Origin of the sequence: Streptomyces lasalocidi, from assembly GCF_005280215.1 — a bacterium.
Classification (GTDB): Bacteria; Actinomycetota; Actinomycetes; order Streptomycetales; family Streptomycetaceae; genus Streptomyces; species Streptomyces longwoodensis.
Genome location: NZ_SZNQ01000001.1, coordinates 6552991 through 6576442 on the forward strand (window position 1 = coordinate 6552991; position 23452 = coordinate 6576442).

At 74.2% G+C, this 23452-nt stretch carries 27 protein-coding genes; 23 read left to right on the forward strand and 4 right to left on the reverse strand.

Features of this window, described 5'->3' with window-relative positions; genetic code table 11:
- The first annotated feature begins 43 nt into the window (after window positions 1–43).
- The 6 genes from E4U91_RS29575 to E4U91_RS29600 all read left to right on the forward strand — a co-directional run bounded on the left by E4U91_RS29575 (window position 44) and on the right by E4U91_RS29600 (window position 5999).
- The gene (locus E4U91_RS29575) at window positions 44–877 is read left to right on the forward strand and encodes a M55 family metallopeptidase (RefSeq protein ID WP_137309628.1); all 834 of its coding nucleotides are present in this window, start codon (window positions 44–46) and stop codon (window positions 875–877) included.
- On the forward strand, window positions 870–2174 hold the full coding sequence (locus E4U91_RS29580) for a M20/M25/M40 family metallo-hydrolase (protein WP_137309629.1): 1305 nt from the start codon (window positions 870–872) through the stop codon (window positions 2172–2174). Before E4U91_RS29575 ends, E4U91_RS29580 begins: the two co-directional genes overlap by 8 nt.
- 4 nt (window positions 2175–2178) lie before the next feature.
- A complete protein-coding gene (locus E4U91_RS29585; protein ID WP_137309630.1) occupies window positions 2179–4146 on the forward strand; it encodes a dipeptidyl-peptidase 5 in 1968 nt (655 codons plus the stop codon).
- Window positions 4143–5096 (forward strand): S66 peptidase family protein, encoded by a 954-nt coding sequence (locus tag E4U91_RS29590; protein ID WP_168218190.1) that lies wholly within the window; start codon window positions 4143–4145, stop codon window positions 5094–5096. The genes E4U91_RS29585 and E4U91_RS29590 overlap by 4 nt, the downstream gene beginning before the upstream one ends.
- A gap of 85 nt (window positions 5097–5181) precedes the next feature.
- The gene (locus E4U91_RS29595) at window positions 5182–5427 is read left to right on the forward strand and encodes a LapA family protein (RefSeq protein WP_137309631.1); all 246 of its coding nucleotides are present in this window, start codon (window positions 5182–5184) and stop codon (window positions 5425–5427) included.
- 20 nt (window positions 5428–5447) lie between these two features.
- Window positions 5448–5999, forward strand: a complete 552-nt coding sequence (locus E4U91_RS29600) for a GNAT family N-acetyltransferase (RefSeq protein ID WP_137309632.1) — start codon at window positions 5448–5450, stop codon at window positions 5997–5999.
- On the opposite strand, the gene E4U91_RS29605 is transcribed toward E4U91_RS29600, so the two are convergent.
- A complete protein-coding gene (locus tag E4U91_RS29605) occupies window positions 5971–6318 on the reverse strand; it encodes a DUF6204 family protein (protein ID WP_137309633.1) in 348 nt (115 codons plus the stop codon). The genes E4U91_RS29600 and E4U91_RS29605 overlap by 29 nt on opposite strands.
- Window positions 6319–6495: 177 nt before the next feature.
- Between E4U91_RS29605 and E4U91_RS29610 the strand changes: the two genes are divergently transcribed.
- Window positions 6496–8448, forward strand: coding sequence for a DUF5107 domain-containing protein (locus E4U91_RS29610; RefSeq protein ID WP_137309634.1), 1953 nt, complete (start codon window positions 6496–6498; stop codon window positions 8446–8448).
- A gap of 38 nt (window positions 8449–8486) precedes the next feature.
- Here the strand turns inward: E4U91_RS29610 and E4U91_RS29615 are convergent, their stop codons facing one another.
- Window positions 8487–8837, reverse strand: a complete 351-nt coding sequence (locus tag E4U91_RS29615) for a VOC family protein (RefSeq protein ID WP_137309635.1) — start codon at window positions 8835–8837, stop codon at window positions 8487–8489.
- A 99-nt stretch (window positions 8838–8936) separates the two neighbouring features.
- Between E4U91_RS29615 and E4U91_RS29620 the strand changes: the two genes are divergently transcribed.
- Both E4U91_RS29620 and E4U91_RS29625 read left to right on the forward strand, forming a co-directional pair.
- Complete coding sequence (locus E4U91_RS29620; RefSeq protein WP_137309636.1) at window positions 8937–9464, forward strand: phage holin family protein; 528 nt, start codon at window positions 8937–8939, stop codon at window positions 9462–9464.
- Window positions 9465–9470: 6 nt separating this feature from the next.
- Window positions 9471–10514: an SDR family oxidoreductase gene (locus E4U91_RS29625; protein ID WP_137309637.1), complete on the forward strand. Its 1044-nt coding sequence runs from the start codon at window positions 9471–9473 to the stop codon at window positions 10512–10514.
- Between the two features lie 81 nt (window positions 10515–10595).
- Here E4U91_RS29625 and E4U91_RS29630 read toward each other — a convergent pair whose 3' ends face one another.
- Window positions 10596–11549, reverse strand: a complete 954-nt coding sequence (locus E4U91_RS29630) for an LLM class F420-dependent oxidoreductase (RefSeq protein WP_137309638.1) — start codon at window positions 11547–11549, stop codon at window positions 10596–10598.
- Window positions 11550–11743: 194 nt separating this feature from the next.
- Here E4U91_RS29630 and E4U91_RS29635 point away from each other — a divergent pair, with 194 nt between their 5' ends.
- The 13 genes from E4U91_RS29635 to E4U91_RS29695 all read left to right on the forward strand — a co-directional run bounded on the left by E4U91_RS29635 (window position 11744) and on the right by E4U91_RS29695 (window position 21649).
- Window positions 11744–13195 (forward strand): NAD(P)/FAD-dependent oxidoreductase, encoded by a 1452-nt coding sequence (locus tag E4U91_RS29635; protein WP_137309639.1) that lies wholly within the window; start codon window positions 11744–11746, stop codon window positions 13193–13195.
- 4 nt (window positions 13196–13199) lie between these two features.
- On the forward strand, window positions 13200–15050 hold the full coding sequence (locus E4U91_RS29640; protein ID WP_137309640.1) for a transketolase: 1851 nt from the start codon (window positions 13200–13202) through the stop codon (window positions 15048–15050).
- On the forward strand, window positions 15047–15973 hold the full coding sequence (gene ligD / locus E4U91_RS29645) for a non-homologous end-joining DNA ligase (RefSeq protein WP_137309641.1): 927 nt from the start codon (window positions 15047–15049) through the stop codon (window positions 15971–15973). Before E4U91_RS29640 ends, ligD begins: the two co-directional genes overlap by 4 nt.
- Before the next feature lie 60 nt (window positions 15974–16033).
- Window positions 16034–16381 carry a gas vesicle protein GvpO gene (locus E4U91_RS29650; RefSeq protein ID WP_079083947.1) on the forward strand — a complete coding sequence of 116 codons (348 nt, stop codon included), beginning with the start codon at window positions 16034–16036 and terminating at the stop codon, window positions 16379–16381.
- A 93-nt stretch (window positions 16382–16474) separates the two neighbouring features.
- Window positions 16475–16915, forward strand: coding sequence for a gas vesicle structural protein GvpA (locus E4U91_RS29655; RefSeq protein WP_137309642.1), 441 nt, complete (start codon window positions 16475–16477; stop codon window positions 16913–16915).
- A 19-nt stretch (window positions 16916–16934) separates the two neighbouring features.
- Entirely contained in the window at window positions 16935–17708 is a 774-nt protein-coding gene (locus tag E4U91_RS29660) for a GvpL/GvpF family gas vesicle protein (RefSeq protein WP_137309643.1), read from the forward strand.
- A gap of 41 nt (window positions 17709–17749) precedes the next feature.
- Window positions 17750–18013: a gas vesicle protein GvpG gene (locus tag E4U91_RS29665; protein ID WP_137309644.1), complete on the forward strand. Its 264-nt coding sequence runs from the start codon at window positions 17750–17752 to the stop codon at window positions 18011–18013.
- Complete coding sequence (locus E4U91_RS29670; RefSeq protein ID WP_137309645.1) at window positions 18010–18741, forward strand: DNA primase; 732 nt, start codon at window positions 18010–18012, stop codon at window positions 18739–18741. Before E4U91_RS29665 ends, E4U91_RS29670 begins: the two co-directional genes overlap by 4 nt.
- Complete coding sequence (locus E4U91_RS29675) at window positions 18738–20027, forward strand: SRPBCC family protein (protein WP_137309646.1); 1290 nt, start codon at window positions 18738–18740, stop codon at window positions 20025–20027. Before E4U91_RS29670 ends, E4U91_RS29675 begins: the two co-directional genes overlap by 4 nt.
- Window positions 20024–20362 (forward strand): gas vesicle protein, encoded by a 339-nt coding sequence (locus E4U91_RS29680; protein WP_137309647.1) that lies wholly within the window; start codon window positions 20024–20026, stop codon window positions 20360–20362. The genes E4U91_RS29675 and E4U91_RS29680 overlap by 4 nt, the downstream gene beginning before the upstream one ends.
- A complete protein-coding gene (locus E4U91_RS29685) occupies window positions 20359–21183 on the forward strand; it encodes a GvpL/GvpF family gas vesicle protein (protein ID WP_137309648.1) in 825 nt (274 codons plus the stop codon). The genes E4U91_RS29680 and E4U91_RS29685 overlap by 4 nt, the downstream gene beginning before the upstream one ends.
- Entirely contained in the window at window positions 21180–21368 is a 189-nt protein-coding gene (locus E4U91_RS29690; protein WP_137299029.1) for a gas vesicle protein, read from the forward strand. The genes E4U91_RS29685 and E4U91_RS29690 overlap by 4 nt, the downstream gene beginning before the upstream one ends.
- 17 nt (window positions 21369–21385) lie before the next feature.
- Window positions 21386–21649: a gas vesicle protein K gene (locus E4U91_RS29695; protein WP_067230442.1), complete on the forward strand. Its 264-nt coding sequence runs from the start codon at window positions 21386–21388 to the stop codon at window positions 21647–21649.
- Between the two features lie 22 nt (window positions 21650–21671).
- On the opposite strand, the gene E4U91_RS29700 is transcribed toward E4U91_RS29695, so the two are convergent.
- Complete coding sequence (locus E4U91_RS29700; RefSeq protein WP_137309649.1) at window positions 21672–22493, reverse strand: class I SAM-dependent methyltransferase; 822 nt, start codon at window positions 22491–22493, stop codon at window positions 21672–21674.
- Window positions 22494–22758: 265 nt separating this feature from the next.
- On the opposite strand from E4U91_RS29700, the gene E4U91_RS29705 reads away from it, so the two are divergent.
- Window positions 22759–23415, forward strand: a complete 657-nt coding sequence (locus E4U91_RS29705) for a histidine phosphatase family protein (RefSeq protein WP_137309650.1) — start codon at window positions 22759–22761, stop codon at window positions 23413–23415.
- The last annotated feature ends 37 nt before the right edge of the window (window positions 23416–23452 follow it).

The window sequence follows — 23452 nt, forward strand, 5'->3', positions numbered from 1 at the left end:
CCCTTCGTGACGGGCCCCCGTCCCCCCGCGTAACGTGCGCAGCATGAAACTCCTCATCAGCGCCGACATGGAGGGCGCCACCGGCGTGACCTGGCCCGCCGACGTGTTGCCGGGGACACCGCAGTGGGAACGGTGCCGGGCGATGTTCACCTCCGACGTGAACGCCGCGGTGCTCGGCTTCCACGACGGCGGCGCCGACGAGGTGCTGATCAACGAGGCGCACTGGACGATGCGCAACCTGCTCCTGGAACGCCTCGACGACCGGGCGCAGATGCTCACCGGCCGGCACAAGGCGCTGTCCATGGTGGAGGGCGTGCAGCACGGCGACGTCGACGGCATCGCGTTCATCGGCTACCACGCGGGCGCCGGCATGGAGGGCGTCCTCGCCCACACCTACCTCGCCAACCAGATCACCGGCGTGTGGCTGAACGACGTGCGCGCCAGCGAGGGCCTGCTCAACGCGCACGTCGTCGCCGAGTACGGCGTGCCCGTCGTGCTGGTCACCGGCGACGACCTGGCCTGCGAGGACGCCCTCGGCTACGCGCCGGAGGCGCTGAAGGTGGCCGTGAAGGACCACGTGTCGCGGTACGCGGCCGTGTGCCGGACCCCGGCCCGCACCGCCGCCGACATCCGGGCCGCCGCGAAGCAGGCCGTGGCGCTGGCGGGCCGCCGGGATCCGGTCCGCGGTGGACCGTATACAGTCGCCGTCGAGTTCGACGCCGAACACCTGGCGACGGCCGTCACGGTCGTCCCCGGTGTCGGCCGCACCGGCGAGCGCAAGGTCGCCTACACGCACGAAACGATGTACGAGGCGATCCGCACCTTCAAGGCGGTCACCACGATCGCCTCGGCCGCGGTGGAGGAGCAGTATGGCTGACGGGCAGGCGCTGGACGAGGTCGTGCGGTTCACCTCGGACCTGATCCGGATCGACACGACCAACCGGGGCGGCGGGGACTGCCGGGAGCGGCCCGCCGCCGAGTACGCGGCCGAACAGCTGGCCGGCGCCGGCCTCGAACCCGTCCTCCTGGAGAACACCCCGGGCCGCACCAACGTGGTGGCCCGCATCGAGGGCAGCGACCCGTCCGCCGACGCGCTGCTGGTCCACGGCCACCTGGACGTGGTGCCCGCCGAGGCCGCCGACTGGCGCGTGCACCCCTTCTCCGGCGAGGTCCGCGACGGCGTCGTGTGGGGGCGCGGCGCGGTCGACATGAAGAACATGGACGCGATGATCCTGGCGGTCGTGCGCGCCTGGGCCCGGCAGGGCGTGCGGCCCCGGCGGGACCTCGTGATCGCCTTCACCGCTGACGAGGAGGCCAGCGCCGAGGACGGCTCCGGCTTCCTCGCCGACCGGCACCCCGGCCTGTTCGAGGGCTGCACCGAGGGCGTCAGCGAGTCCGGCGCGTTCACCTTCCACGACGGCGCCGGCCGGCAGATCTACCCGATCGCGGCGGGGGAGCGCGGCACCGGCTGGCTGAAGCTCACCGCCCGCGGCCGCGCCGGGCACGGCTCCAAGGTCAACCGGGAGAACGCGGTCACCCGGCTCGCCGCGGCGATCACCCGGATCGGCGAGCACGAGTGGCCGCTGCGGCTCACCCCGACCGTGCGGGCCGCGCTCACCGAACTGGCCGCGCTGTACGGCATCGAGACCGACCTGAGCGACGTCGACGGCCTGCTGGAGAAGCTCGGCCCGGCCGCCGACCTGGTCGCTTCGACGGTGCGCAACAGCGCCAACCCGACGATGCTGTCCGCGGGTTACAAGGTCAACGTGGTCCCCGGCCAGGCGGTCGCCCACGTCGACGGACGCCACCTCGCGGGCCACGAGGAGGAGTTCCGGGCCACGCTCGACGAGCTGACCGGACCCCACGTCGACTGGGAGTTCGACCACCGCGAGGTCGCCCTCCAGGCGCCGGTGGACTCCCCGACCTACGCCAGGATGGCCGACGCGGTACGGGAGTTCGCCCCCGAGGGGCACGTGGTGCCGTACTGCATGTCGGGCGGCACCGACGCCAAGCAGTTCTCCCGGCTCGGCATCACCGGCTACGGGTTCACCCCGTTGAAGCTGCCGGAGGGCTACGACTACCAGGCCATGTTCCACGGGGTCGACGAGCGCGTCCCGGTCGACGCGCTGCACTTCGGCGTCCGCGTCCTCGACCGGTTCCTGCGGACGGCTTAGGCGAGTGGGGGAGAACGTGCGCATCCTGCCGTACGGCGCGTGGCCGTCGCCCGTCGACGCCGCGACCGCCGCCGCCCACGACGGGCGGCCCGAGTACGTGGGCTTCGTCGGCGACGAGGTGTGGTGGACCGCGCCCCGGCCCGCCGAGGGCGGCCGCCGCGCCCTGGTGCGGCGGCGCGCGGACGGCGCCGAGGAAACGGTGCTGCCCGCCCCGTGGAACGTGCGCAGCCGGGTCATGGAGTACGGCGGACGCCCCTGGGACGGCACCGTGCACGGGGGACGGCCCGTGGTGGTCTTCGCGCACTTCGCCGACCAGCGGCTGTACCGGTACGAGCCCGGCGGCGGCGAGCCGACGCCGCTCACCCCGCTCTCGCCGGTGGGCGGCGGGCTGCGCTGGGCCGACCTCGTGGTGCGGCCCGAGCGGGACGAAGTGTGGTGCGTGCTGGAGGAGTTCACCGGCGACGGCCCCACCGACGTGCGGCGCGTCCTGGCCGCCGTACCGCTGGACGGGTCGGCAGCCGGGGACCGCTCGGCCGTCCGTGAACTGACCGGCGACGCCCACCGGTTCGTGACCGGGGCGCGGCTGTCGCCGGACGGGCGCAGGGCCGCCTGGCTCGCCTGGGACCACCCGCGGATGCCGTGGGACGGCACCGAACTGCTGGTCGCCGACGTGCGCCCCGACGGCACCCTGGACGCCCCGCGGACGGTGGCCGGCGGGCCCGAGGAATCGCTGGCGCAGGTCGAGTGGGCGCCGGACGGCGCTCTGCTGTACTCCAGCGACCGCAGCGGCTGGTGGAACCTCTACCGCGACGGCCGTCCCCTGTGCCGGCGCGAGGAGGAGTTCGGCGGCGCCCTGTGGAAGCTCGGGGAGCGCTGGTTCGCCCCGCTGGAGAGCGGGCTGATCGCCGTCGTGCACGGCAGCGGCACCACCGCCCTCGGCGTGCTCGACCCCGAGACCGGCGACCTCGTGGACGCGGCCGGTCCGTGGACCGAGTTCGCCTCCACCCTCGCGGTGCACGGCGAGCGCATCGCCACCGTCGCGGCCAGCCCCCGCAGCGCCTACGAGGTGGTCGAGCTGGACACCCGCACCGGCCGCGCCCGGGTGATCGGTTCCGCCCACCGGGACGCGGTGGACCCCGCCCACTACCCCGAGCCGCAGATCCGCACCTTCGCCGGACCGGACGGCCGCGAGATCCACGCCCACGTCTACCCGCCGCACCACCCCGGCTGCGCCGCCCCCGACGCCGAGCGGCCGCCCTACGTCGTGTGGGCGCACGGCGGACCCACCGGCCGCTTCCCCCTCGTCCTCGACCTGGAGATCGCCTACTTCACCACCCGGGGCATCGGCGTCGTCGAGGTCAACTACGGCGGCTCCACCGGGTACGGGCGCGCCTACCGCGACCGGCTGCGCGAGCAGTGGGGCGTGGTCGACGTCGAGGACTGCGCCGCGGTCGCCCTCGCCCTCGCCGAGGAGGGCACCGCCGACCGCGACCGGCTCGCGATCCGCGGCGGCAGCGCGGGCGGCTGGACCACGGCCGTCTCCCTCACCACCACCGACGTCTACGCCTGCGGCACGATCATCTACCCGGTGCTGGACCTGACCGGCTGGGCGACCGGGGAGACCCACGACTTCGAGTCCCGCTACCTGGACAGCCTGGTCGGACCGCTGGACGAGGTGCCCGGGCGGTACGCCGAGCGCTCGCCCGTCGAGCACGCCGACCGGATCGACGTGCCGTTCCTGCTCCTGCAGGGCCTGGACGACGTGATCTGCCCGCCCGCCCAGTGCGAGCGGCTGCTGGCCCGGCTGGAGGGCCGGGGCGTCCCGCACGCCTACCTCGCCTTCGAGGGCGAGGGCCACGGCTTCCGCCGCGCGGAGACCGTACGGCGCGCCCTGGAGGCCGAACTCTCCCTGTACGCGCAGGTGTTCGGCCTGCGGCCGCCCGGCGTGCCGACCCTGGAGCTCGCCCCGTGACGGACCGCGCGCCCCACCCGCAGGTCCCCCTGCGCCGCCCGCCCCGGCTCGCCCCCGGCGCCCGGGTGGTGATCGTCGCGCCCAGCGGCCCGGTGCCCGAGGAGCGGCTGGAGGCCGGCCTCGACGTGCTGCGCGGCTGGGACCTCGACCCGGTGGCCGCGCCCCACGTCCTGGACCGGCACCCGCGCTTCCCGTACCTGGCGGGCACCGACGCCGACCGCGCGGCCGACCTCCAGCGCGCCTGGTGCGACCCGTCCGTGGCCGCCGTGATCTGCGCCCGGGGCGGCTACGGCGCCCAGCGCGTCGTCGACCTGCTCGACTGGGAGGCGATGCGGGCCGCCGGGCCCAAGGTGCTCGTCGGGTTCAGCGACGTCACCGCGCTGCACGAGGCGTTCGCGACCCGGCTCGGCCTGGTCACCCTGCACGGACCGATGGCGGCGGGCGTCGACTTCCTGAAGAACGCCCGCGCCCAGGACCACCTGCGGGCCACGCTGTTCGCCCCGGAGACGGCCCGGGTGATCGCCGGGACCCCCGGCGGCGGCGCCCTGGTCCCCGGCCGTGCCCGCGGCGTCCTCCTCGGCGGCTGCCTCAGCCTGCTCTCGGCCGACCTGGGCACCCCGTACGCCCGGCCGTCGGCGCGGGGCGGGCTGCTGTGCCTGGAGGACGTGGGGGAGCAGCCGTACCGGCTGGACCGGAGCCTGACCCAACTCCTGCGCGCCGGATGGCTCGACGGGGTGCGCGGGGTGCTGCTGGGCTCCTGGGAGGAGTGCGGGCCCTACGAGTGGGTGCGCGACGTGCTGGCCGACCGGCTCGGCGCCCTCGGTGTGCCGGTCGCCGAGGAGTTCGGGTTCGGGCACGGGGCGGGCGCGCTGACCGTGCCGTTCGGCGCCGCCGCCGAACTCGACGCGGACGCGGGCACACTGACCCTGGACGAGCCCGCCCTGCTCTGAGGCGCGGCCCGCGCGCCCGCCCTGCCTCGGCCGCAAGGGCCCGGCCCGGCGTGCGGGCGGCGCCCGTCGGGCGCACCCTGGTTGCGTGAGCACGAAGACCTCCGAGCGGCGCACCGGGGAGTCACGCACCCGTGCGCTCAGCCCTGCCCGGATCGCCGTCCTGGTCCTCGCCGTCCTCGGCCTCGTCTTCATCTTCGAGAACACGGCCGACACCGAGATCAGGCTGCTGGTGCCCGTGGTGACCATGCCCCTGTGGGTGGCCCTGCTCGCCACCGGCCTCATCGGCGCGCTCTGCGGGTCCTACCTCACCCTCGCGAGGCGGCGCCGCTGACCGCGCCGTACCCTGGCCCGATGCCGCACACACCGTCCCGTTTCCTCGCCGAGGGCCCCCGGGTGGGCATACGTCACTTCGCCCACGAGGACGCCGCCGAGTTCACCGCGCGGGCCCGGGAGAGCAAGGACCTGCACCACCCCTGGCTGTTCCCGCCCACCACGCCCCAGGCCTACGCGGCCTACGCCGCGCGGCTGATCGAGGACCCGTCGAAGGCCGGGTTCCTGGTGTGCACCCGGGACGACGGTGCCATCGCGGGGTTCATCAACATCAACAACATCGTCGAGGGCGGCTTCCAGTGCGGCGCGCTCGGCTACGGCGCCTTCGCCCACGCCGCCGGGCGCGGCCTGATGCGTGAGGGACTGGACCTGGTCGTCGGGCACGCCTTCGGGCCGATGCGGCTGCACCGCCTGGAGATCAACGTGCAGCCGCTGAACACCGCCTCCGTCGCCCTGGCCCGCGCCGCGGGCTTCCGGCTGGAGGGCTTCTCGCCCAAGATGATCTACATCGACGGGGACTGGCGCGACCACGAACGCTGGGCGCTCACCGTCGAGATGCGGACTTCCGGTTGACCTTCATGGTGTCCAGGTCGGTCACGGTCGAACGCAGCGCCGTCCAGCCGTACCCCAGCGCGCGCAGCGCCGACTCGGCGCGGTCCTCGGCGATGGCGCCCGCCATCTCCTCGCCGTCGGCCGCGTCCGACACCACCACGTAGCGCATCGAGAAGTGCTTCAGCGGGCGCGGCTCGTAGGTCAGCGTCCCCTCCTCGGTGAACCGCATGCTCGCCAGCCCGTGCCGGTCCGCCTCCGCGAGCAGCCGGGCGCGGGCCTCCTCGGTGAGGCCGTCCCAGGTGCCCCGGACGATCACCCGGTAGGTGTGCTGCTCGGTCATCGTGTGCGCTCCTCGCTCGTGCCGTGACCGGCCCGACTCTACGGCGGCGCGGACGCTGCGCCCACGGGATTTCCCGCGCGGCCCGGCGGTCGCGACGGCGCCCGGATCCGCCCCTTTGCGCAATCCTGACCTGCGGCGGCCCTGGTCAGCCCCGCCCCCGGCGGTTTCCATGGGGGCGTGACGAGCATCCGACGTGCCGTAGTGACCCTGCCCGCCGCCGAGTTGGGACCCGACAACCCGCTGCCCCCGCTGAGCCCGCTCGACGAGGTCCACCACGTGGAGGACCGGGACCTGGAGGACCTGCCGCGGGACATGGTCAGGCAGATCAGGTACGAGCCGCTGCGCAGCCTGCTGCCCGTGCGGGTGCGCGACGGCTACGGCAGACGGCGCGCGCCCCGCGACGTCGACGCCCTGGTCCTGGAGAACGACCGCCTGGCCGTGACCGTCCTGCCGTCCCTCGGCGGCCGCATCGCGTCCCTGCGCCACACGCCGACGGGCCGTGAACTGCTGTACCGCAACCCGGTGTTCCAGCCGGCGAACTTCGCCCTCAACGGCGCCTGGTACTCCGGCGGCGTCGAGTGGAACATCGGCGCCACCGGCCACACCGCCCTGTCCTGCTCACCCCTGCACGCCGCCCGCGTCCCCGCCCCCGACGGCGGTGGGATGCTGCGCCTGTGGGAGTGGGAGCGGCTGCGCGACCTGCCCTTCCAGGTCGACCTGTGGCTGCCCGACGGCTCCGACTTCCTGTACGTCGGCGTCCGCGTGCGCAACCCGCACGAGAGGCCCCGCCCGCTGTACTGGTGGTCGAACATCGCGGTGCCCGAGGAGTGCCGCGTCCTCGCCCCGGCCGACGCGGCGTACCACTTCGGGTACGAGCGCCGGCTGCGCCGGGTCCCCGTCCCCGTCCACGACGGCGCCGACCGCAGCCACCCGCTCGACAGCGCCCACGCCGCGGACTGGTTCTACGACGTCCCGGCCGGCCGGCGCCGCTGGATCGCCGCGCTGGACGCCGACGGGCACGGGCTCGTGCACACGTCGACCGACGCGCTGTGCGGGCGCAAGCTGTTCGTGTGGGGCACCGGACCGGGCGGCCGGCGCTGGCAGGAGTGGCTCACCGAGCCCGGCACCGGCGGCTACTGCGAGATCCAGGCCGGCCTCGCCCGCACCCAGCTCGAACACGTCCGGCTGGAGGCGGAGAGCGAGGTGTCCTGGCTGGAGGCGTACGGCCCGCTGGACGCCCCGCGCGACGGCGCCTGGCCCGACGTGGTCCGGGAGGCCGAGGCCCGCCTGTCCGCCGCGCTGCCCCGGGCCGCCGTCGACGCGGCGTACGCCGCCTGGCAGTCCCGCGCCGACACCGACCCCGGCGAGGTGCTGGCCACCGGGTCCGGCTGGGGCGCCCTCGAAGTGCTGCGCGCCGGCTGGAAGCTGCCCGGCACCCCCTTCCCCGAGGAGACGCTCGGCGAGGAGCAGGAGCCCTGGCGGGAACTGCTGCGCACCGGGTCCTACCCCGAGCCGCGCCGGGTACGTCCGCCGGGGCCGAGTCTGGTCGCCCCGCACTGGCGGGACATGCTGGAGACCGCCCCGGCCACCCCGTCCGCCGAGTACCACCTCGGCGTCGCCCAGTGGCACGCCGGCGACCACGCACAGGCCGTCCGCAGCTGGGAGCGGGCCCTCGGACTCGCCCCGTCCCTCTGGCCGTTGCTGCGCTGCCTGGCCGTCGCCGACCGGCTCGCCGGGCACCGGGAGCGGGCCGCCGACCGGTACGCCGAGGCGTTCGACGACCTGTGCCGCGAGCGCCGCGACGACGGCGAGGCCTGGACCGCGGCGAGCGCCGCGCTCGGCCGTGAGGCGATCGGGGCGCTGCTCGCCGCGGACCGCCCGGCCGCCGCCCGCGCGGTGTGGGAGCGGCTGGGCCCCGAGATCCGCGCCCGCGGCCGGTTCCGGCTGGCCGAGGCCGCGCTGCTGCTCGCCGAGGGGCGGCGGGAGGCGGCCCGGGCCGTGCTCGACGACGACCTGGAGCCGGCCGACCTGCGCGAGGGCGCCGACGACATCGACCGGCTGTGGGCCCGCGCCGGGGACGGCCCGCTGCCGGCCCGCCTCGACTTCCGGATGCGCCCGGAAGGGACGTGACCGGGTGAGCGGGCCCGCCCGGCGCCCGGTCCGTCCGGTCAGGCCTGCTTGCGGTCGACGTACTCGTAGACCGCGCCGTCCGGGTGCCGGGCGATGAGGTTGCGGCCCACCGGGGTCGGCACCGGACCCGCCACGATGTCCGCGCCGAGCCCGGTGAGGGTCTTGTGCGCCTCGTCGACGTCGGTGACCGCGATGGTCGCCGCGACCCTCCGCAGCACCTCCAGCTCGGTCTGCGGCCCGCTCATCAGCAGGAAGCAGCCCACGGCCGCCACCTCGACGCCACCGCGCGCGAAGCGCAGCGCCGGGGTGCCGGTGAGGCGTTCGTAGAAGGAGACCGCGGCCTCCAGGTCGTCGACGCAGACGCGCAGTGTCGCTCCCAGAATCTCCATGCGCACGAGCCTAGTTGGGGCACCGCCCGCACGTCCCGACCCCCGCCCGGCCGGCCCGCCGGGGCGTTACGCGCCGGTGACCGCGGGTACCCGCAGCGCATGGACCGCATCGATCACCTGGAGCATCTGGACAGACACCTGGTCGACGAGCTCGCCCAGGTGGCACGGGAGACCATCCGCGAGGAACTGCGCGAGCAGACCCGGCGGCAGCGCCGCACCGCCCTGCTGTACGCCGCGTCCGGCGCGGTCGCCCTCTACGCCGGCGCCGCCGTCGCGCTCGCCGTCGGGCTGGCCCTGGACATCGGCCTGCCCGACTGGGCGGCCGCACTGATCACCGCGGTGATCCTCGGCGCCGTCGCCTTCTTCCTGCGCAACGTCGCCCGGCCCGCCGCGTCCCACCCGACCGCCGAGCAGGGGCTCGAACACGCGGGCCACGGCGGCCCGGCCGCCGGCGGCACCCCGCCGGCCACGCCCCCCGCGGCGCCGCCCATGCCGCCGGTCGCCCCGAGCAACGCGGCCGGCGCGACCGGTTTCCCCGCGGCCGGCGGACCGGCCGTGCCGGGCACCACGCCCGCCGCGCCCAGCCGGGACGACGTCGACCCCGAGGGCCCGCACCACCGGGCGTGAGGCATCATGCGGACACCATGGACACCGAAGGACACCACCGGCAGGGTCGTCGTGGTGACCGGAGCCAGCGGCGGCGTCGGCCGGGCCACGGCCCGTGCCTTCGCCGCCCGCGGCGACCGGGTCGCCCTCCTGGCCCGGGGACGCGAGGGCCTCGCCGCCGCGGCGGAGGACGTACGCCGCGCGGGCGGTGAGGCGCTGGTCGTCCCCGTCGACACGGCCGACGCCCAGGCCGTCGAGGACGCCGCCCAGCAGGTCGTGGACGCGTTCGGCCGGATCGACGTCTGGGTCAACAACGCCTTCACCGGCATCTTCGCGCCGTTCACCGAGATCACCCCGGAGGAGTTCCGCCGGGTGACCGAAGTGACGTACCTGGGCTACGTGTTCGGCACGCGCGCGGCGCTGCGGCACATGCTGCCCCGGGACCGGGGCACGATCGTGCAGGTGGGCTCGGCGCTCGCCTACCGCGGGGTGCCGCTGCAGTCCGCGTACTGCGGCGCCAAGCACGCGATCCAGGGCTTCAACGAGTCGCTGCGCTGCGAGCTGCTGCACGACAGGAGCCGGGTGCGCACCACGATGGTGCAGATGCCCGCCCTCAACACCCCCCAGTTCGACTGGGTGCTGGACCGGATGCCGCGCCGCTCCCGGCCGGTCGCGCCCGTCTACCAGCCGGAGGTCGCGGCCCGTGCCATCGTGCACGCGGCCGGGCACGCCCGGCGGCGCGAGTACTGGGTCGGCGGCTCCACGGCGGCCACCCTCCTCGCCAACGCCGTCGTACCGGGTCTGCTGGACCGCTACTTGGGCCGCACCGGGTACGACTCCCAGCAGGAGGAGGGCGAGCCGCCCACCCGGGACGGCAACCTCTGGTCGCCCCTGGACGGGCCGCGCGGCCACGACTTCGGCGCGCACGGCCGCTTCGGCGAGGAGTCGGCCGACGGCAGCGTCCAGCAGTGGGCCTCGCGCAACCGGTCCCGCGTGGGCCTCGGACTCCTGGCGGGCGGCATCGGCGCCGTGCTCACCGCGGGCCTGCGCCGCAGCGGGCGCCCGGGCTGACCGCGGCCGCGGACGTGGGACGCGCCCCGGAGGACGTCCTCCGGGGCGCGTCGTGTGCGGGCCCGTCCCGGAAAGCGGGTCTCACGGCAGCCGGGGGAGCACCTTCGTGCGGTAGAAGTCGAAGAAGCCCTGCTGGTCGGGGCCGATCTGGTTGACGTAGATCCGGTCGAACCCGGCGTCGGCGAACTCGGTCAGCGCCGCCACGTGCTGGTCGACGTCGTCCCCGCAGACCGTGCCGTCGGCGACCATCTCCTCGGTCACCAGCGGCTCCAGCTGCTCGAAGTGGCTCGGGGTGGGCAGGATCTGGCCCATCTCGCCCGGCAGGAACTGGTTCGGCCAGAGCTTGTGCACCGTGCGGACCGCCTCGTCGCGGTCGGTGCCGTAGCAGACCTTCATGCCGCCGCTCACCGGCTTGCTGCCGCCGCCGCCCTTGCGGTACTGCTCCACCATCGACGCGTCCGGCATCATCGTGATGTAGCCGTCGCCGACGCGCGCTGCGAGCGAGGTCGCCTTCGGGCCGAAGCCGGAGACGTCGATCGGGACCGGCTCCTCGGGCACCGTGTACAGCCGGGCGTTCTCCACCGTGTAGTGCTTGCCGTAGTGGGTGACCTCCTCGCCGGTGAACAGCCGTCGCATCACCTGGATCGCCTCCTCCAGCATCTCCAGGCGCACGGTCGCGGGCGGCCAGGCGTCGCCGAGGATGTGCTCGTTGAGCGCCTCGCCGCTGCCGACGCCGAGCCGGAAGCGGCCCTGGGTCATCACGGCGCTGGTCGCCGCGGCCTGGGCCACCACCGCCGGGTGCATCCGCACCGTCGGACAGGTCACCGCGGTCTCGATGGGCAGCGACACCGCCTCCGACAGCGCCCCGATCACCGACCACACGAACGGGCTCTGGCCCTGCGCGTCGTTCCACGGGTGGTAGTGGTCGGAGATCCACAGCGCCTGGAACCCGGCCTGCTCGGCCATCCGCGCCTGCTCCACGAGCTCCGCGGGGCCGAACTCCTCGCAGGACAGGAAGTAGCCGTACTCGGGCATGGGGGGTACCTCCGCGGGGGGTGGGGCGATCGAGTCGGTCGCCGCCCGGGTACCCGGAGCCCGGCGCGGAAACCGGCGTGCTCCGCCGCGCGCCCCGGCCCGGGTTTGGCCCCGGCTCCCCAGGGGACGCGGAACCCCTGGACCGTCGCACGGCCGAGGAGCACCACCACCGCCACACCGCCGGAGGCGCACCCGTGAGTCGACCCCGCATCGTGATCGTCGGCGCCGGCTTCGCCGGGTACCGCGCGGCCCGCACCCTGAGCCGGGCGGCGCGCGGCCGTGCCGACGTCACCCTGCTGAACCCGACCGACTACTTCCTCTACCTCCCCCTGCTGCCCCAGGTTGCGGCGGGCATCCTCGAGGCCCGCCGGGTCACCGTCTCCCTCAGCGGCACCCTGCGCGACGTCCGCCTCGTCCTCGGCGAGGCCGGCCACGTCGACCTGGACGCGCGCACCGTGCACTACACCGACCCCGAGGGCGGGACCGGCACCCTCGCCTACGACCGGCTCGTGCTCGCCGCGGGCAGCGTCAACAAGCTGCTGCCCATCCCGGGGGTCGCCGAACACGCCCACGGGTTCCGGGGCCTGCCCGAGGCCCTGTACCTGCGCGACCACGTCACCCGCCAGATAGAGCTGGCGGCCTCGGGCGACGACCCCGCGACCTGCGCCGCCCGGTGCACCTTCGTGGTGGTCGGCGCGGGCTACACCGGTACCGAGGTCGCCGCGCAGGGACAGCTGCTCACCGACGCGCTGGTCCGCAAGCACCCCCCGCGCCGGGGCGTGCGCCCCCGCTGGCTGCTGCTGGACCTGGCCGGGCGCGTGCTGCCCGAGCTGGACCGGCGGCTGTCGGACACCGCGGACCGCGTGCTGCGCGGGCGGGGCGTCGAGGTGCGCACGGGGACCTCCGTGAAGGAGGCCACCCGGGACGGGGTCCTGCTGACCGACGGGGAGTTCGTCGACACCCGCACCCTGGTGTGGTGCGTGGGCGTGCGGCCCGACCCGCTCGCCGAGTCGTTGGGCCTGCCCATGGAGCGCGGCCGGCTGCTCGTCGAGCCCACGCTGCGGGTCCCGGGCCGGCCCGAGGTGTTCGCCTGCGGCGACGCCGCCGCCGTCCCCGACCTCGACGAGCCCGGCCAGTACACGCCGATGACCGCCCAGCACGCCTGGCGGCAGGGCAAGGTCGCCGGGCAGAACGTCGCCGCCTCGCTGACCGGGGGCGAGCTGCGGTCCTACCGGCACAAGGACCTGGGGTTCGTGGTGGACCTCGGCGGGGTCCAGGCCGCCGCCAACCCGCTCGGCGTGCCGCTGTCCGGCCCGCTGGCCGGTGCGGTCACCCGCGGATACCACCTGGCCGCCATGCCCGGCAACCGGGTCCGCGTCGCCGCCGACTGGCTGCTGGACGCCGTACTGCCGCGCCAGGCCGTGCAGCTGGGCCTCGTCCGCTCCTGGTCCGTGCCCCTGGACACGGCGTCCCCGGAGCTCGTGCGGATGCCCGAGGCACCCGCCGGGAGCCAGCCGGGCGACGAGCCCGCCGCGAAGGCACCCGGCGGCGAGCCCGCCCGCGACCGCCCCCGCACCGCGCCGGCCGCGCACCCCGCCCCCGGCCCCGTCAAACGCCCCGACATCCCCTCCGAAGGAGATCAGTAGACCCATGGACAGTGCCGAACTGGCCGAACTGGGGCAGCAGTTGCGCGTCGACGGCATCCGGGCGTCGGCCGCAGCGGGGTCCGGGCACCCGACCTCCTCGATGTCCGCCGCCGACCTCATGGCGGTCCTGCTCGCCCACCACCTCCACTACGACTTCGACCGCCCCGAACACCCCGCCAACGACCGCTTCGTGCTCTCCAAAGGACACGCCTCGCCGCTGCTGTACGCGGCCTACAAGGCGGCCGGCGCCATCGACGACGAGGAACTGCTGACCTTTCGCAAGCTCGGCAGCCGCCTTGAGGGCCACCCCACCCCGCGGCGGCTGCCGTGGGTCGAGACCGCCACCGGCTCCCTCGGCCTGGGCCTGCCCGTCGGGGTCGGCATCGCGCTGTCCGGCAAGCGGCTGGAGGGCTCCGGCCACCGGGTGTGGGTGCTGTGCGGCGACAGCGAGCTGGCCGAGGGGTCGATCTGGGAGGCCGCCGAGCACGCGTCGTACGAGAACCTCGACAACCTCACCGCGATCGTGGACGTCAACCGGCTCGGGCAGCGCGGCCCGACCCGGCACGGCCACGACCTCGACGCCCACGCCCGGCGCTTCCGGGCCTTCGGGTGGCACACCATCGAGATCGACGGGCACGACGTCGACGCGATCGACCGCGCCTACGGTGAGGCCCGCTCCACCCTCGGCCAGCCCAGTGTGATCCTCGCCCGCACCCTCAAGGGCAAGGGCGTCGCCGACGTCGAGGACCGCGAGGGCCTGCACGGGAAGCCGCTGGAGGACGCCGACGCCGCGATCGAGGAGCTGGGCGGCGTGCGCGACCTGCGGGTGAGGGTCCACACCCCGGACGTCGAAGGGGTCCCACGCTCCGTCCCCGGCGGCCGGCTCGACCTGCCGCGCTGGGAGCGGGGCGAGAAGGCCGCCACCCGGGACGCCTTCGGCAAGGCCCTGGCCGCCCTCGGCACCGCCCGCGGCGACGTCGTCGCCCTCGACGGCGAGGTCGGCGACTCCACCCGGACCGAGTTCTTCGCCAAGGAGCACCCCGAGCGCCACGTCGAGTGCTACATCGCCGAGCAGCAGCTGGTCGCCGCCGCCGTCGGGCTCGCCGCGCGCGGCTGGGTGCCGTACGCGGCCACCTTCGCCGCGTTCCTCACCCGCGCCCACGACGTCATCCGCATGGCGGCCGTCAGCGGCGCCGGGATCAACCTCGTCGGCTCCCACGCGGGCGTGTCCATCGGGCAGGACGGGCCCTCCCAGATGGGCCTGGAGGACCTGGCGATGATGCGGTCCGTGCACGGCTCGACCGTGCTGTACCCGTGCGACGCCCACCAGACCGCGCGGCTCGTCGCCACCATGGCCGGTCTCGACGGCGTCCGCTACCTGCGCACCTCGCGCGGCGACGGCCCGCTGCTCTACGGCCCCGACGAGGAGTTCCCGGTCGGCGGCAGCAAGGTGCTGCGCTCCTTGGGCCAGGACGACCGGGTGACGATCGTCGCGGCCGGCGTCACCGTGCCCGAGGCGCTGGCCGCCGCGGACGCCCTGGACGCGCAGGGCATCCCGGTGCGCGTGGTCGACCTGTACTCGGTCAAGCCCGTCGACCGCTACACCCTGCGCCGGGCCGCCGAGGAGACCGGCTGCCTGCTCACCGTGGAGGACCACCACCCCGAGGGCGGTCTCGGCGACGCCGTGCTCGACGCCTTCCTCGACGGCCGCCCGGTGCCCCGCCTGGTGCGCCTCGCGGTCACCTCCGTGCCGGGCTCCGCCTCCCCTGAGGAACAGCTGCACGCCGCGGGCATCGACGCCGAGTCGATCGCCGCCGCCGTCCGGCTGCTGGTGGAACAGGCGATCACGCCGTGAGCGGCGACACCGAGCTGACGGTCCGCGCGGGCCGGCGCAGCGTTCCGGTCCGGCGGGCGGACAAGGTGCTGTTCCCCGCCGAGGGCTCCGCCCCCGCGTACACCAAGGGCGACCTCGCCGCGTACTACCGCTCCGTCGCCGCGTTCATGCTGCCGCACCTGCGCGGCCGTCCGCTGATGCTGGAGCGCCACCCGGACGGGGTGGGCGGCCCCCGGTTCATGCAGAAGAACACCCCCGAGCACTATCCCGACTGGATCACCCGGGTCGAGGTCGCCAAGGAGGACGGCACCGTCCGCCACACCGTCTGCGACGACGCGGCCACCCTGGTGTACCTCGCCGACCAGGCCTGCCTCACCGTGCACCGCTGGCTCTCGCGGACCGGCCACCTCGACCGGCCCGACCTGCTGGTGTTCGACCTCGACCCCGGCGAGGACGACTTCACGACGGTGCGCCGGGCCGCCCGGTGGGTGGGCGAGCTGCTGGACGAGCTCCGGCTGCCCTCCGGGCTGATGACCACCGGCTCGCGCGGGCTGCACGTCGTGGTCCCGCTCAACGGCCGCCACGACTTCGACGAGGTGCGCGCCTTCGCCCGGGACGCCGCCGAGCTGCTCGCCGCCGAGCACCCGGACGACCTCACCACGGCCGCCCGCAAGAAGGACCGCGGCACCCGCCTCTACCTGGACGTCCAGCGCAACGGCTACGCCCAGACGGCGGTCGCCCCGTTCACCGTGCGGGCCCGCCCCGGCGCGCCCGTCGCGGTCCCCGTCGGGTGGGACCAGCTGGACGATCCGGAGCTGGGCCCGCGCCGCTGGACCATCGCCGACGCGGCCGAGCAGGGGCGGAAGAACCCCTGGTCAGGGCTGCTGGGCCGAGGCCGTGCGCTCGGGCCCGCCCGGCGTCGGCTCGACGCACTACGTGGCTGATACATGTTGTTGTGGAGGTTTGGCCAAGACATGTGCGGCCACACGAAGTTCGAGGTGGCCATGTCGAACACAAACAACACATCACAGCCGCAGGAAGCACGAGATGAACACCCCGATCACGAGCACAGCGCGGCGGACAGCCGGATGACCCCGCTGGAGGTCCTGCGCCAGGCGCGCGCCCAGCTGGCGGAGCTCACCGGAATGGTCGCCGAGAACGTGTCGTCCTTCGAGCAGACGGAGGACGGCTGGCAACTGGAGATCGAGGTCCTCGAGCTGTCACGCGTGCCCGACACCATGAGCCTGATGGCGAGCTACGAAGTCCAACTCGACCCCGAGGGACAGCTCACCGGCTACCGGCGCGTGCGGCGCTACGAGCGGGGGCGTTCCGACGCCCACCGGCGGGGCTGACACCACCGGCGCCCGGCAGAGGCAAGCAGCGCGCCGGCACACCCCGTGCACCAGACGACACGCAACGACACGAGACAAGGAGGCACGGTCGGCATGTCCGTTGTCCCGGCACAGCAGACCGGCGGCGGAGGCGGCAGCAGCGGCCTCTACGACGTACTGGAGCTCGTCCTAGACCGAGGACTCGTCATCGACGCGTTCGTGAGGGTCTCCCTCGTCGGCATCGAGATCCTGAAGATCGACATACGCGTCGTCGTCGCGAGCGTCGACACCTACCTGCGCTTCGCCGAGGCGTGCAACCGACTCGACCTGGAGGCCGGGCCGCGCAAGAGCCCGGGCCTGCCGGAGATCGTCGGCGAAGTGACCGAGTCCGGCGCCCGCGGCAAGTCCAAGGGTGCCCTGTCGGGTGCGGCGCAGACCGTGTCCGACGCCTTCAAGCAGGCCCGCGACGAGGGCTCCGAGGAGGAGCGCCAGCCCGTGCGGCGCACGCGCAAGACCGCGACCACGCGGCGCAAGAGGGAAGAGGAGCAGGAGTGAGCCGCAAGGAGGAGCAGGAGTGAGCACGTACGTCTACGGGATCACCGCGCGCTCGCACACCGCGGTACCCGACGGCACCACGGGTGTCGGGGAACCGCCCGAGCCCATCCGCATCCTGACGGAGGGCGAGCTCGCGGCGATCGTCAGCGACTCCCCGGAGGGCCTGCGGCCCAAGCGCAGGGACCTGCTCGCCCACCAGAACGTCCTCGCCCAGGCCGAGGCGTCCGGGTGCGTGCTGCCGATGCGCTTCGGCAGCGTCGCCCCCGACGACGCCTCCGTGACCGGGGTGCTGGCCGAGCGGGCCGAGCACTACCTGGAGCGGCTGCGCGCGCTGGACGGCAAGGTCGAGTACAACATCAAGGCGACCCACGTCGAAGAGGCCGTCCTGCACCACGTGATGGCCACCAACGCCGAGGTGAGGTCCCTCGCCGAGGCCAACCGCAAGGCCGGCGGCGGCAGCTACGAGCAGAAGCTCCAGCTCGGCGAGATGGTCGCCTCCGCCGTCAAGGCCCAGGAGGGTGAGGACGCGGTCGCGGTACAGCAGGCGCTGGAACCGCTCGCGGCGGCCGTCAGCGTGGGCCCCGAGTCCACCGGCTGGCTGGCCAACGTGTCCTTCCTCGTCGCCCGGGACTCCGCGCAGGAGTTCCTGGCCGCCGTGGAGGAGCTGCGCAGCAGCCACCCCCACCTGGAGGTGCGGGCCAACGGTCCGCTGCCGCCGTACAGCTTCGTCGAGCCCGGCCCCGCCGGGCACGCCGAGCAGGCCGGTCAGCCCGAGGCCGCGGCCCAGGACTGAGGCACCGCAATCCATGACGAGCAGCGAGAGGGGCGAGACAGGTGGGACTGATCGGGGAGGTGTTGCTGCTGCCGTTCGCCCCGGTGCGCGGCAGCGGATGGGTGATGGGACAGGTGCTCCGCGAAGCGGAGCGGATCTACTACGACCCCTCTGCCATCCGGGCCGAGCTGGCTCGTCTGGAGGAACGGCTGGAGGCCGGGGAGATCACTGACGAGGAGTTCGACAGCCAGGAGGACGAACTCCTCGACCGGCTCGAGGCGGCCATGCGCCGGGGCACGCAATCGGACGACGGGACGGCACGATGAACCGAACAGGACTGGGCCTCGCGGTAGGGGCCGGCTACTTGCTGGGACGGACGAAGAAACTGAAGCTGGCCATCGCGGTGGGCAGCGTGGTCGCGGGCAAGAAGCTCAAGCTCAGCCCGAAGGCGATCGGAGACCTGCTGTCCCAGCAGCTCAAGGACAACCCGCAGTTCAAGGAGCTCGGCGACTCGCTGCGCCAGGACCTGCGCGGGGCCGGCAAGGCCGCCTCCGGCGCGATGCTGGAGCGGCAGCTGAGCGGCCTCGCCGACCGGCTGCACGGCCGTACGGCCCAGATGCGCGAGCAGATGGCCGGCGGCGGGCGGTCCGACGACGAGGACGAGGCCGAGGACCGCGACGACCGCGAGGACGACGACCTCGAGCCCGAGGACGAGGACCACGAGGACGAGGGTCGCGCCGAGGACGAGGACGAGGACGAGCAGGACGAGGAGCCGGAGGACTCCGAGGACTCCGAGGACTCCGAGGACTCCGATGAGGACGAGGAGGACGACGAGGACGGGGACGAGCGGGCCGAGGCGCCGCGCAAGCCGGCGGCGAAGAAGGCTCCGGCCAAGAAGGCCCCCGCCAAGAAGGCCCCCGCGAAGAAGGTCGCCAAGAAGGCTCCGGTGAAGAGGGCCGCCACGCAGAAGACGGCGACCAAGAAGACGCCGGCCCGCAAGACCGCCGCGAAGCCGGCGTCCCGCGGCCGGTCGGCTGGAGGTGGTGACCGATGACCGGGACCCTGGGATCAGCGACCGGCTCGGCGAAGTCGGCGACCAAGTCCGCGACGGACTCCGCGCAGTCCGGCGACGGCCCCGTGAGCTCCCTGATGAACAGCGATGCCGTGGAGCGCCTGAAGGAGGAGGCCCAGGCCTACCTCGGCGCCCAGGCCGAACGGCTTCTCACGGGTGTCGGGCGCAAGCTCGGCGAGACCACGGGCAAGCTGAACGACATCGCCGAGGGCAACAGCCCGGGCTTCGCCAAGCTGGCCCTGGACGGCGGCCGAAAGATCGCCGAGGGCAAGGGCCCGCTGCGCAGCGCCCTCGAGCTCGGCGGCTCCCGCGTCAAGGACAAGGTCACCGGCGCCCTGAAGAACCTCGGTGGAAAGGGCGGCAAGAAGGGCAAGGGCGGGGCCGGCAACAAGCCCACCGTGATCATGGAGTACATCGACGTCGGAGTGCCCCTGCGCACGGCGTACGACCAGTGGACGCGGTACCAGGACTTCGGCACCTTCGCCAAGGGCGTCAAGAGCGCGAACCGCGCCGACGACACCCACTCCGACTGGCAGGCGAAGATCTGGTGGTCCAGCCGCAGCTGGAAGGCGACCACGACCGAGCAGGTCCCCGACCAGAAGATCGCCTGGACGTCGGAGGGCGCCAAGGGCTCCACCAAGGGCGTCGTCACGTTCCACTCGCTCGGTGACAACCTGACGCGGGTGCTGCTCGTGATCGAGTACTACCCCTCGGGCTTCTTCGAGAAGACGGGCAACATCTGGCGCGCCCAGGGCCGCCGCGCCCGTCTCGACCTCAAGCACTTCGCGCGCTTCGTCACCCTCAAGGGCGAGGCCCAGGAGGGCTGGCGCGGCGAGATCCGCGACGGCGAAGTGGTGCGCAGCCACGACGACGCCGTGGCGGAGGAGGAAGAGGAGAACGAGCAGAACGAAGAGGGCGAGGAGCCCGAGGAGTCCGAGGAGGGCGACGAGCCGGAGGCCGCTGAAAACGGCGAGGACGACGCCGAGGCGGAGTACGACGAGGACGCCGACGCCGAGGGCGCCGAAGACGGCGAGGGGGCCGAGGACGCCGAGGACGACGCCGACGCCGAGTACGACGAGGAGGCCGAGGGCGAGGAGGAGCCCGAGGACGACGCCGAGTACGCCGAGGACGACACCGCGGCCGAGGACGACGCCGAGTACGACGAGGAACCCGAGGGCGAGGAAGAGGCCGAGGGCGAGTACGAGGACGAGTACGAGACCGAGGAGGAGCCGGAGGAGGAGCCCGCCAAGGAGGGGAGTCGGCGATGACGACGGCCTCCCGCCTGCCCGATCCGTACGGATCGGGCGGCGGCGCCAACCTCGCGGACATCCTCGAACGCGTCCTCGACAAGGGGATCGTGATCGCGGGTGACATCCGGATCAACCTGCTCGACATCGAACTGCTCACCATCAAGCTCCGCCTGATCGTCGCCTCGGTGGACAAGGCCAAGGAGATGGGGATCGACTGGTGGGAGTCCGACCCGTCGTTGTCCTCCGGCGCCCGTCGTGACGAGCTCGCCCGTGAGAACGCCGAACTGCGGGAGCGGCTGGCCCGGCTGGAGCAGCTGGAACAGGGTCGCGTCCGCGAGGAGGAAGCCCCATGACCGGACTGCGCTACGTCTACGCGGTCTGCCGCCCCTTCGACGCGCCGCTCCAGGCCCAGCTGACGGGCGTGGGCGGCGCTCCGGTCAAGATGCTGGCCCACCACGGCCTGGTCGCCGTGGTCAGCTCGGTGCCGGAGGGCGACTTCGCGGAGGCGCCGCTGCGGGAGCACCTGGAGGACCTGGACTGGCTCGGCGCCACCGCCCGGGCCCACCAGCAGGTCGTCGACGCGCTCACCGCGGTCACCACTCCGCTGCCGCTGCGGCTCGCCACGGTGTTCCGCGACGACAGCGGGGTGCGCGTCATGATCGAGGCCGGCGAGGAGGCGTTCCGGCGCACGCTGGACCGGCTCGACGGCCGCGTGGAGTGGGGCGTGAAGGTCTACATCGAGGGCGGCGAGGAGCAGGCCGAGGCCGCCGCGGCGCCCGCGGCGAAACCGGCCTCGGGCCGGGACTACCTGCGCCAGCGGCGCAACCGGGTCCAGGAGCGCGAGGACAAGTGGCGTGCGGCGGAGCGGTTCGCCACCCGGCTGCACGGCACGCTGGCCGCGCACGCCGAGGACTCACGTCTGCACGCCCCGCAGAACTCCGCGCTCACCCGGGGTTCTGGGCACAACGTGCTCAACGCGGCGTATCTCGTGCCGCGCGCCCACTCCGAGGAGTTCGTGGAGCTCGTCGACCACACGAAGGACGAGGAACCCGGGATGCGCGTGGAACTCACCGGCCCGTGGGCGGCGTATTCGTTCGTCGACCCGGAGGGGCCCGGTGCGGGCGAGGCGGGGGAGACGGGCGACCGGGACGAAACATCAGGGGAGGCCGTGTGACCGTCGTCGAACGCCGTGAGATCGCGCTCGTGGACCTGCTGGACCGGCTGCTGGCCGGCGGTGTGGTCATCGCGGGCGACATCACCCTGCGCATCGCCGACGTGGACCTGGTCCGCATCGACCTCAACGCGCTCATCAGCTCCGTCAACGAGAACGTGCCCTCACCCTGGGGAGACTTGCCGTGACACCGCCGCGCAGGCGCATGGACCTGGAACCGGACACCGTCGAGCGCGACCTGGTCAAGCTCGTGCTGACCGTGGTCGAGCTGCTCCGCCAGCTCATGGAACGGCAGGCCGTGCGCCGCTTCGACCAGGGCGACCTCAGCGAGGAGCAGGAGGAGCGCATCGGGCTGACCCTGATGCTGCTCGACGACCGGATGGCCGAGCTGCGGGACCGTTACGGGCTGCGGCCCGAGGACCTCAACCTGGACCTCGGGCCGCTCGGGCCGTTGCTGCCCCGGGAGTGACCCCGGGCGGGACGCCCGGTTCTCAGGCGTCCTTCCTGCACAGGACCTCCCCGTGCAGTACCGCGAACCAGGCGTCCTCGCGCCGCCCCCACTCCCGCCAGGCCTCCGCGACGGCCGCCAGCCGGTCCCGCGTGGCGTGGCCGCCCCCGGTGGCCCGCTCGGCGTAGGCCGAGGCCACCGTGCGGTCCGCCCACAGGCCGCTCCACCACTCCCGCTCCTCGGGCGTGCTGAAGGTCCAGGTCGCCGACGTGGCGGTGACGTCGGTGAAGCCCGCGGCGAGCGCCCACGCCTTCAGCCGGCGCCCGGCGTCGGGCTCGCCGCCGTTGGCCCGGGCCACCCGCCGGTACAGGTCCAGCCAGTCGTCCAGTCCCGCCGACTCCGGGTACCAGGTCATCGCCGCGTAGTCGGAGTCCCGTACGGCGACGAAGCCGCCCGGCCTGGTCACCCGGCGCATCTCGCGCAGCGCCTGCACCGGGTCGCCCACGTGCTGGAGCACCTGGTGGGCGTGCACCACGCAGAAGGTGTCGTCCGGGTAGTCCAGGGCGTGGACGTCCGCGACGGCGAAGTCCACGTTGTCCAGCCCCCGTTCCGCGGCCGTCGCCCGGGCCCGGTCCAGGATGCCCGCCGCGTGGTCGACGCCGGTGACGTGCCCGTCGGGGACAAGGGCGGCCAGGTCGGCGGTGATGGTGCCGGGGCCGCAGCCGACGTCCAGGACCTTCATGTGGGGCTTGAGCGAACCGATGAGGTAGGCCGCGGAGTTGGCGGCGGTGCGCCAGGTGTGCGACCGCAGCACCGACTCGTGGTGCCCGTGCGTGTAGACGGCGGTCTCCTGCGCCTTCGGCATGACTGAACCCCTTCGCGTCGTACCGGACCCCGGGCGCCGTGGACGCCCGGGACGATGGCCCTCACGGTACGCCGGTGGCCGCATCGTGAGACCATATGTATCGCCATGCGGACTGATGGGGCGTCAGTCGCGGCGGGGTCCGGTGGCGACCGGAGTGGGGACGGTCGGACGGTGGGACCGAGATCCGGTCCCCTGGCCTGCCGTACCCTGAAGTGGCCGTTCCCCCGTGCGGACGGCACCCGAGCCGACCGGAGGGTCCTCCCGCATGCGCCTGTTGCTCGTCCGCCACGGTCAGACCCCCACCAACGTGGACTACCTGCTGGACACGGGCGTCCCGGGCCCCGGTCTGACGGACCTGGGCCGGCGGCAGGCGGCCGCGCTGCCCCAGGCCCTGGCCGGCGAGGACATAGGGGCGCTGTACGCCTCCACCCTGGTCCGCACCCAGCTCACCGCCGCCCCGCTGGCCGCCGCCCGCGGCCTGGAGGTCCTGGTCCGCGACGGGCTGCGCGAGGTGTCCGCGGGGGACATGGAGATGCTGCCCGGCCTGAGCGAGGCCGGCGAGCGCTACATGCGCACGGTGTTCGCCTGGGCCGACGGCGACACGGACCTGCGCATGCCCGGCGGCGAGACCGGCACCGAGTTCCTCGCCCGCTACGACGCCGTGGTGGCCGAGGCCGCCGCGAGCGGGGCCGGGACGGTCGCCATGGTCAGCCACGGCGCCGCCATCCGCGCCTGGGCCGCCGCCCGCGCCCACAACGTCGACGTGACCTTCGCCGCCGCCCACCGCCTGGAGAACACCGGCGTCGTCGTCCTGGAGGGCACCCCCGACGACGGCTGGAAGGCCCTGACCTGGGCGGGCGCCACGGTCGTCCCCGCGGGCGAGGGCGGCCCGACGGGACGGGCGCTGGACGGCACGGCCTGAGCCGCCCCGCATAAGGGTTTGCCCGGCTGCCCGCCGC

What these genes read in the sequence shown, in the direction of transcription:
- E4U91_RS29575 (WP_137309628.1), top strand. Translation starts at nt 44, where the DNA reads ATGAAACTCCTCATCAGCGCCGACATGGAGGGCGCCACCGGCGTGACC.
- E4U91_RS29580 (WP_137309629.1), top strand. Translation starts at nt 870, where the DNA reads ATGGCTGACGGGCAGGCGCTGGACGAGGTCGTGCGGTTCACCTCGGAC.
- E4U91_RS29600 (WP_137309632.1), top strand. Translation starts at nt 5,448, where the DNA reads ATGCCGCACACACCGTCCCGTTTCCTCGCCGAGGGCCCCCGGGTGGGC.
- E4U91_RS29605 (WP_137309633.1), bottom strand. Translation starts at nt 6,318, where the DNA reads ATGACCGAGCAGCACACCTACCGGGTGATCGTCCGGGGCACCTGGGAC.
- E4U91_RS29615 (WP_137309635.1), bottom strand. Translation starts at nt 8,837, where the DNA reads ATGGAGATTCTGGGAGCGACACTGCGCGTCTGCGTCGACGACCTGGAG.
- E4U91_RS29620 (WP_137309636.1), top strand. Translation starts at nt 8,937, where the DNA reads ATGGACCGCATCGATCACCTGGAGCATCTGGACAGACACCTGGTCGAC.
- E4U91_RS29625 (WP_137309637.1), top strand. Translation starts at nt 9,471, where the DNA reads ATGCGGACACCATGGACACCGAAGGACACCACCGGCAGGGTCGTCGTG.
- E4U91_RS29630 (WP_137309638.1), bottom strand. Translation starts at nt 11,549, where the DNA reads ATGCCCGAGTACGGCTACTTCCTGTCCTGCGAGGAGTTCGGCCCCGCG.
- E4U91_RS29640 (WP_137309640.1), top strand. Translation starts at nt 13,200, where the DNA reads ATGGACAGTGCCGAACTGGCCGAACTGGGGCAGCAGTTGCGCGTCGAC.
- E4U91_RS29650 (WP_079083947.1), top strand. Translation starts at nt 16,034, where the DNA reads ATGTCGAACACAAACAACACATCACAGCCGCAGGAAGCACGAGATGAA.
- E4U91_RS29655 (WP_137309642.1), top strand. Translation starts at nt 16,475, where the DNA reads ATGTCCGTTGTCCCGGCACAGCAGACCGGCGGCGGAGGCGGCAGCAGC.
- E4U91_RS29670 (WP_137309645.1), top strand. Translation starts at nt 18,010, where the DNA reads ATGAACCGAACAGGACTGGGCCTCGCGGTAGGGGCCGGCTACTTGCTG.
- E4U91_RS29675 (WP_137309646.1), top strand. Translation starts at nt 18,738, where the DNA reads ATGACCGGGACCCTGGGATCAGCGACCGGCTCGGCGAAGTCGGCGACC.
- E4U91_RS29680 (WP_137309647.1), top strand. Translation starts at nt 20,024, where the DNA reads ATGACGACGGCCTCCCGCCTGCCCGATCCGTACGGATCGGGCGGCGGC.
- E4U91_RS29685 (WP_137309648.1), top strand. Translation starts at nt 20,359, where the DNA reads ATGACCGGACTGCGCTACGTCTACGCGGTCTGCCGCCCCTTCGACGCG.
- E4U91_RS29695 (WP_067230442.1), top strand. Translation starts at nt 21,386, where the DNA reads ATGGACCTGGAACCGGACACCGTCGAGCGCGACCTGGTCAAGCTCGTG.
- E4U91_RS29700 (WP_137309649.1), bottom strand. Translation starts at nt 22,493, where the DNA reads ATGCCGAAGGCGCAGGAGACCGCCGTCTACACGCACGGGCACCACGAG.
- E4U91_RS29705 (WP_137309650.1), top strand. Translation starts at nt 22,759, where the DNA reads ATGCGCCTGTTGCTCGTCCGCCACGGTCAGACCCCCACCAACGTGGAC.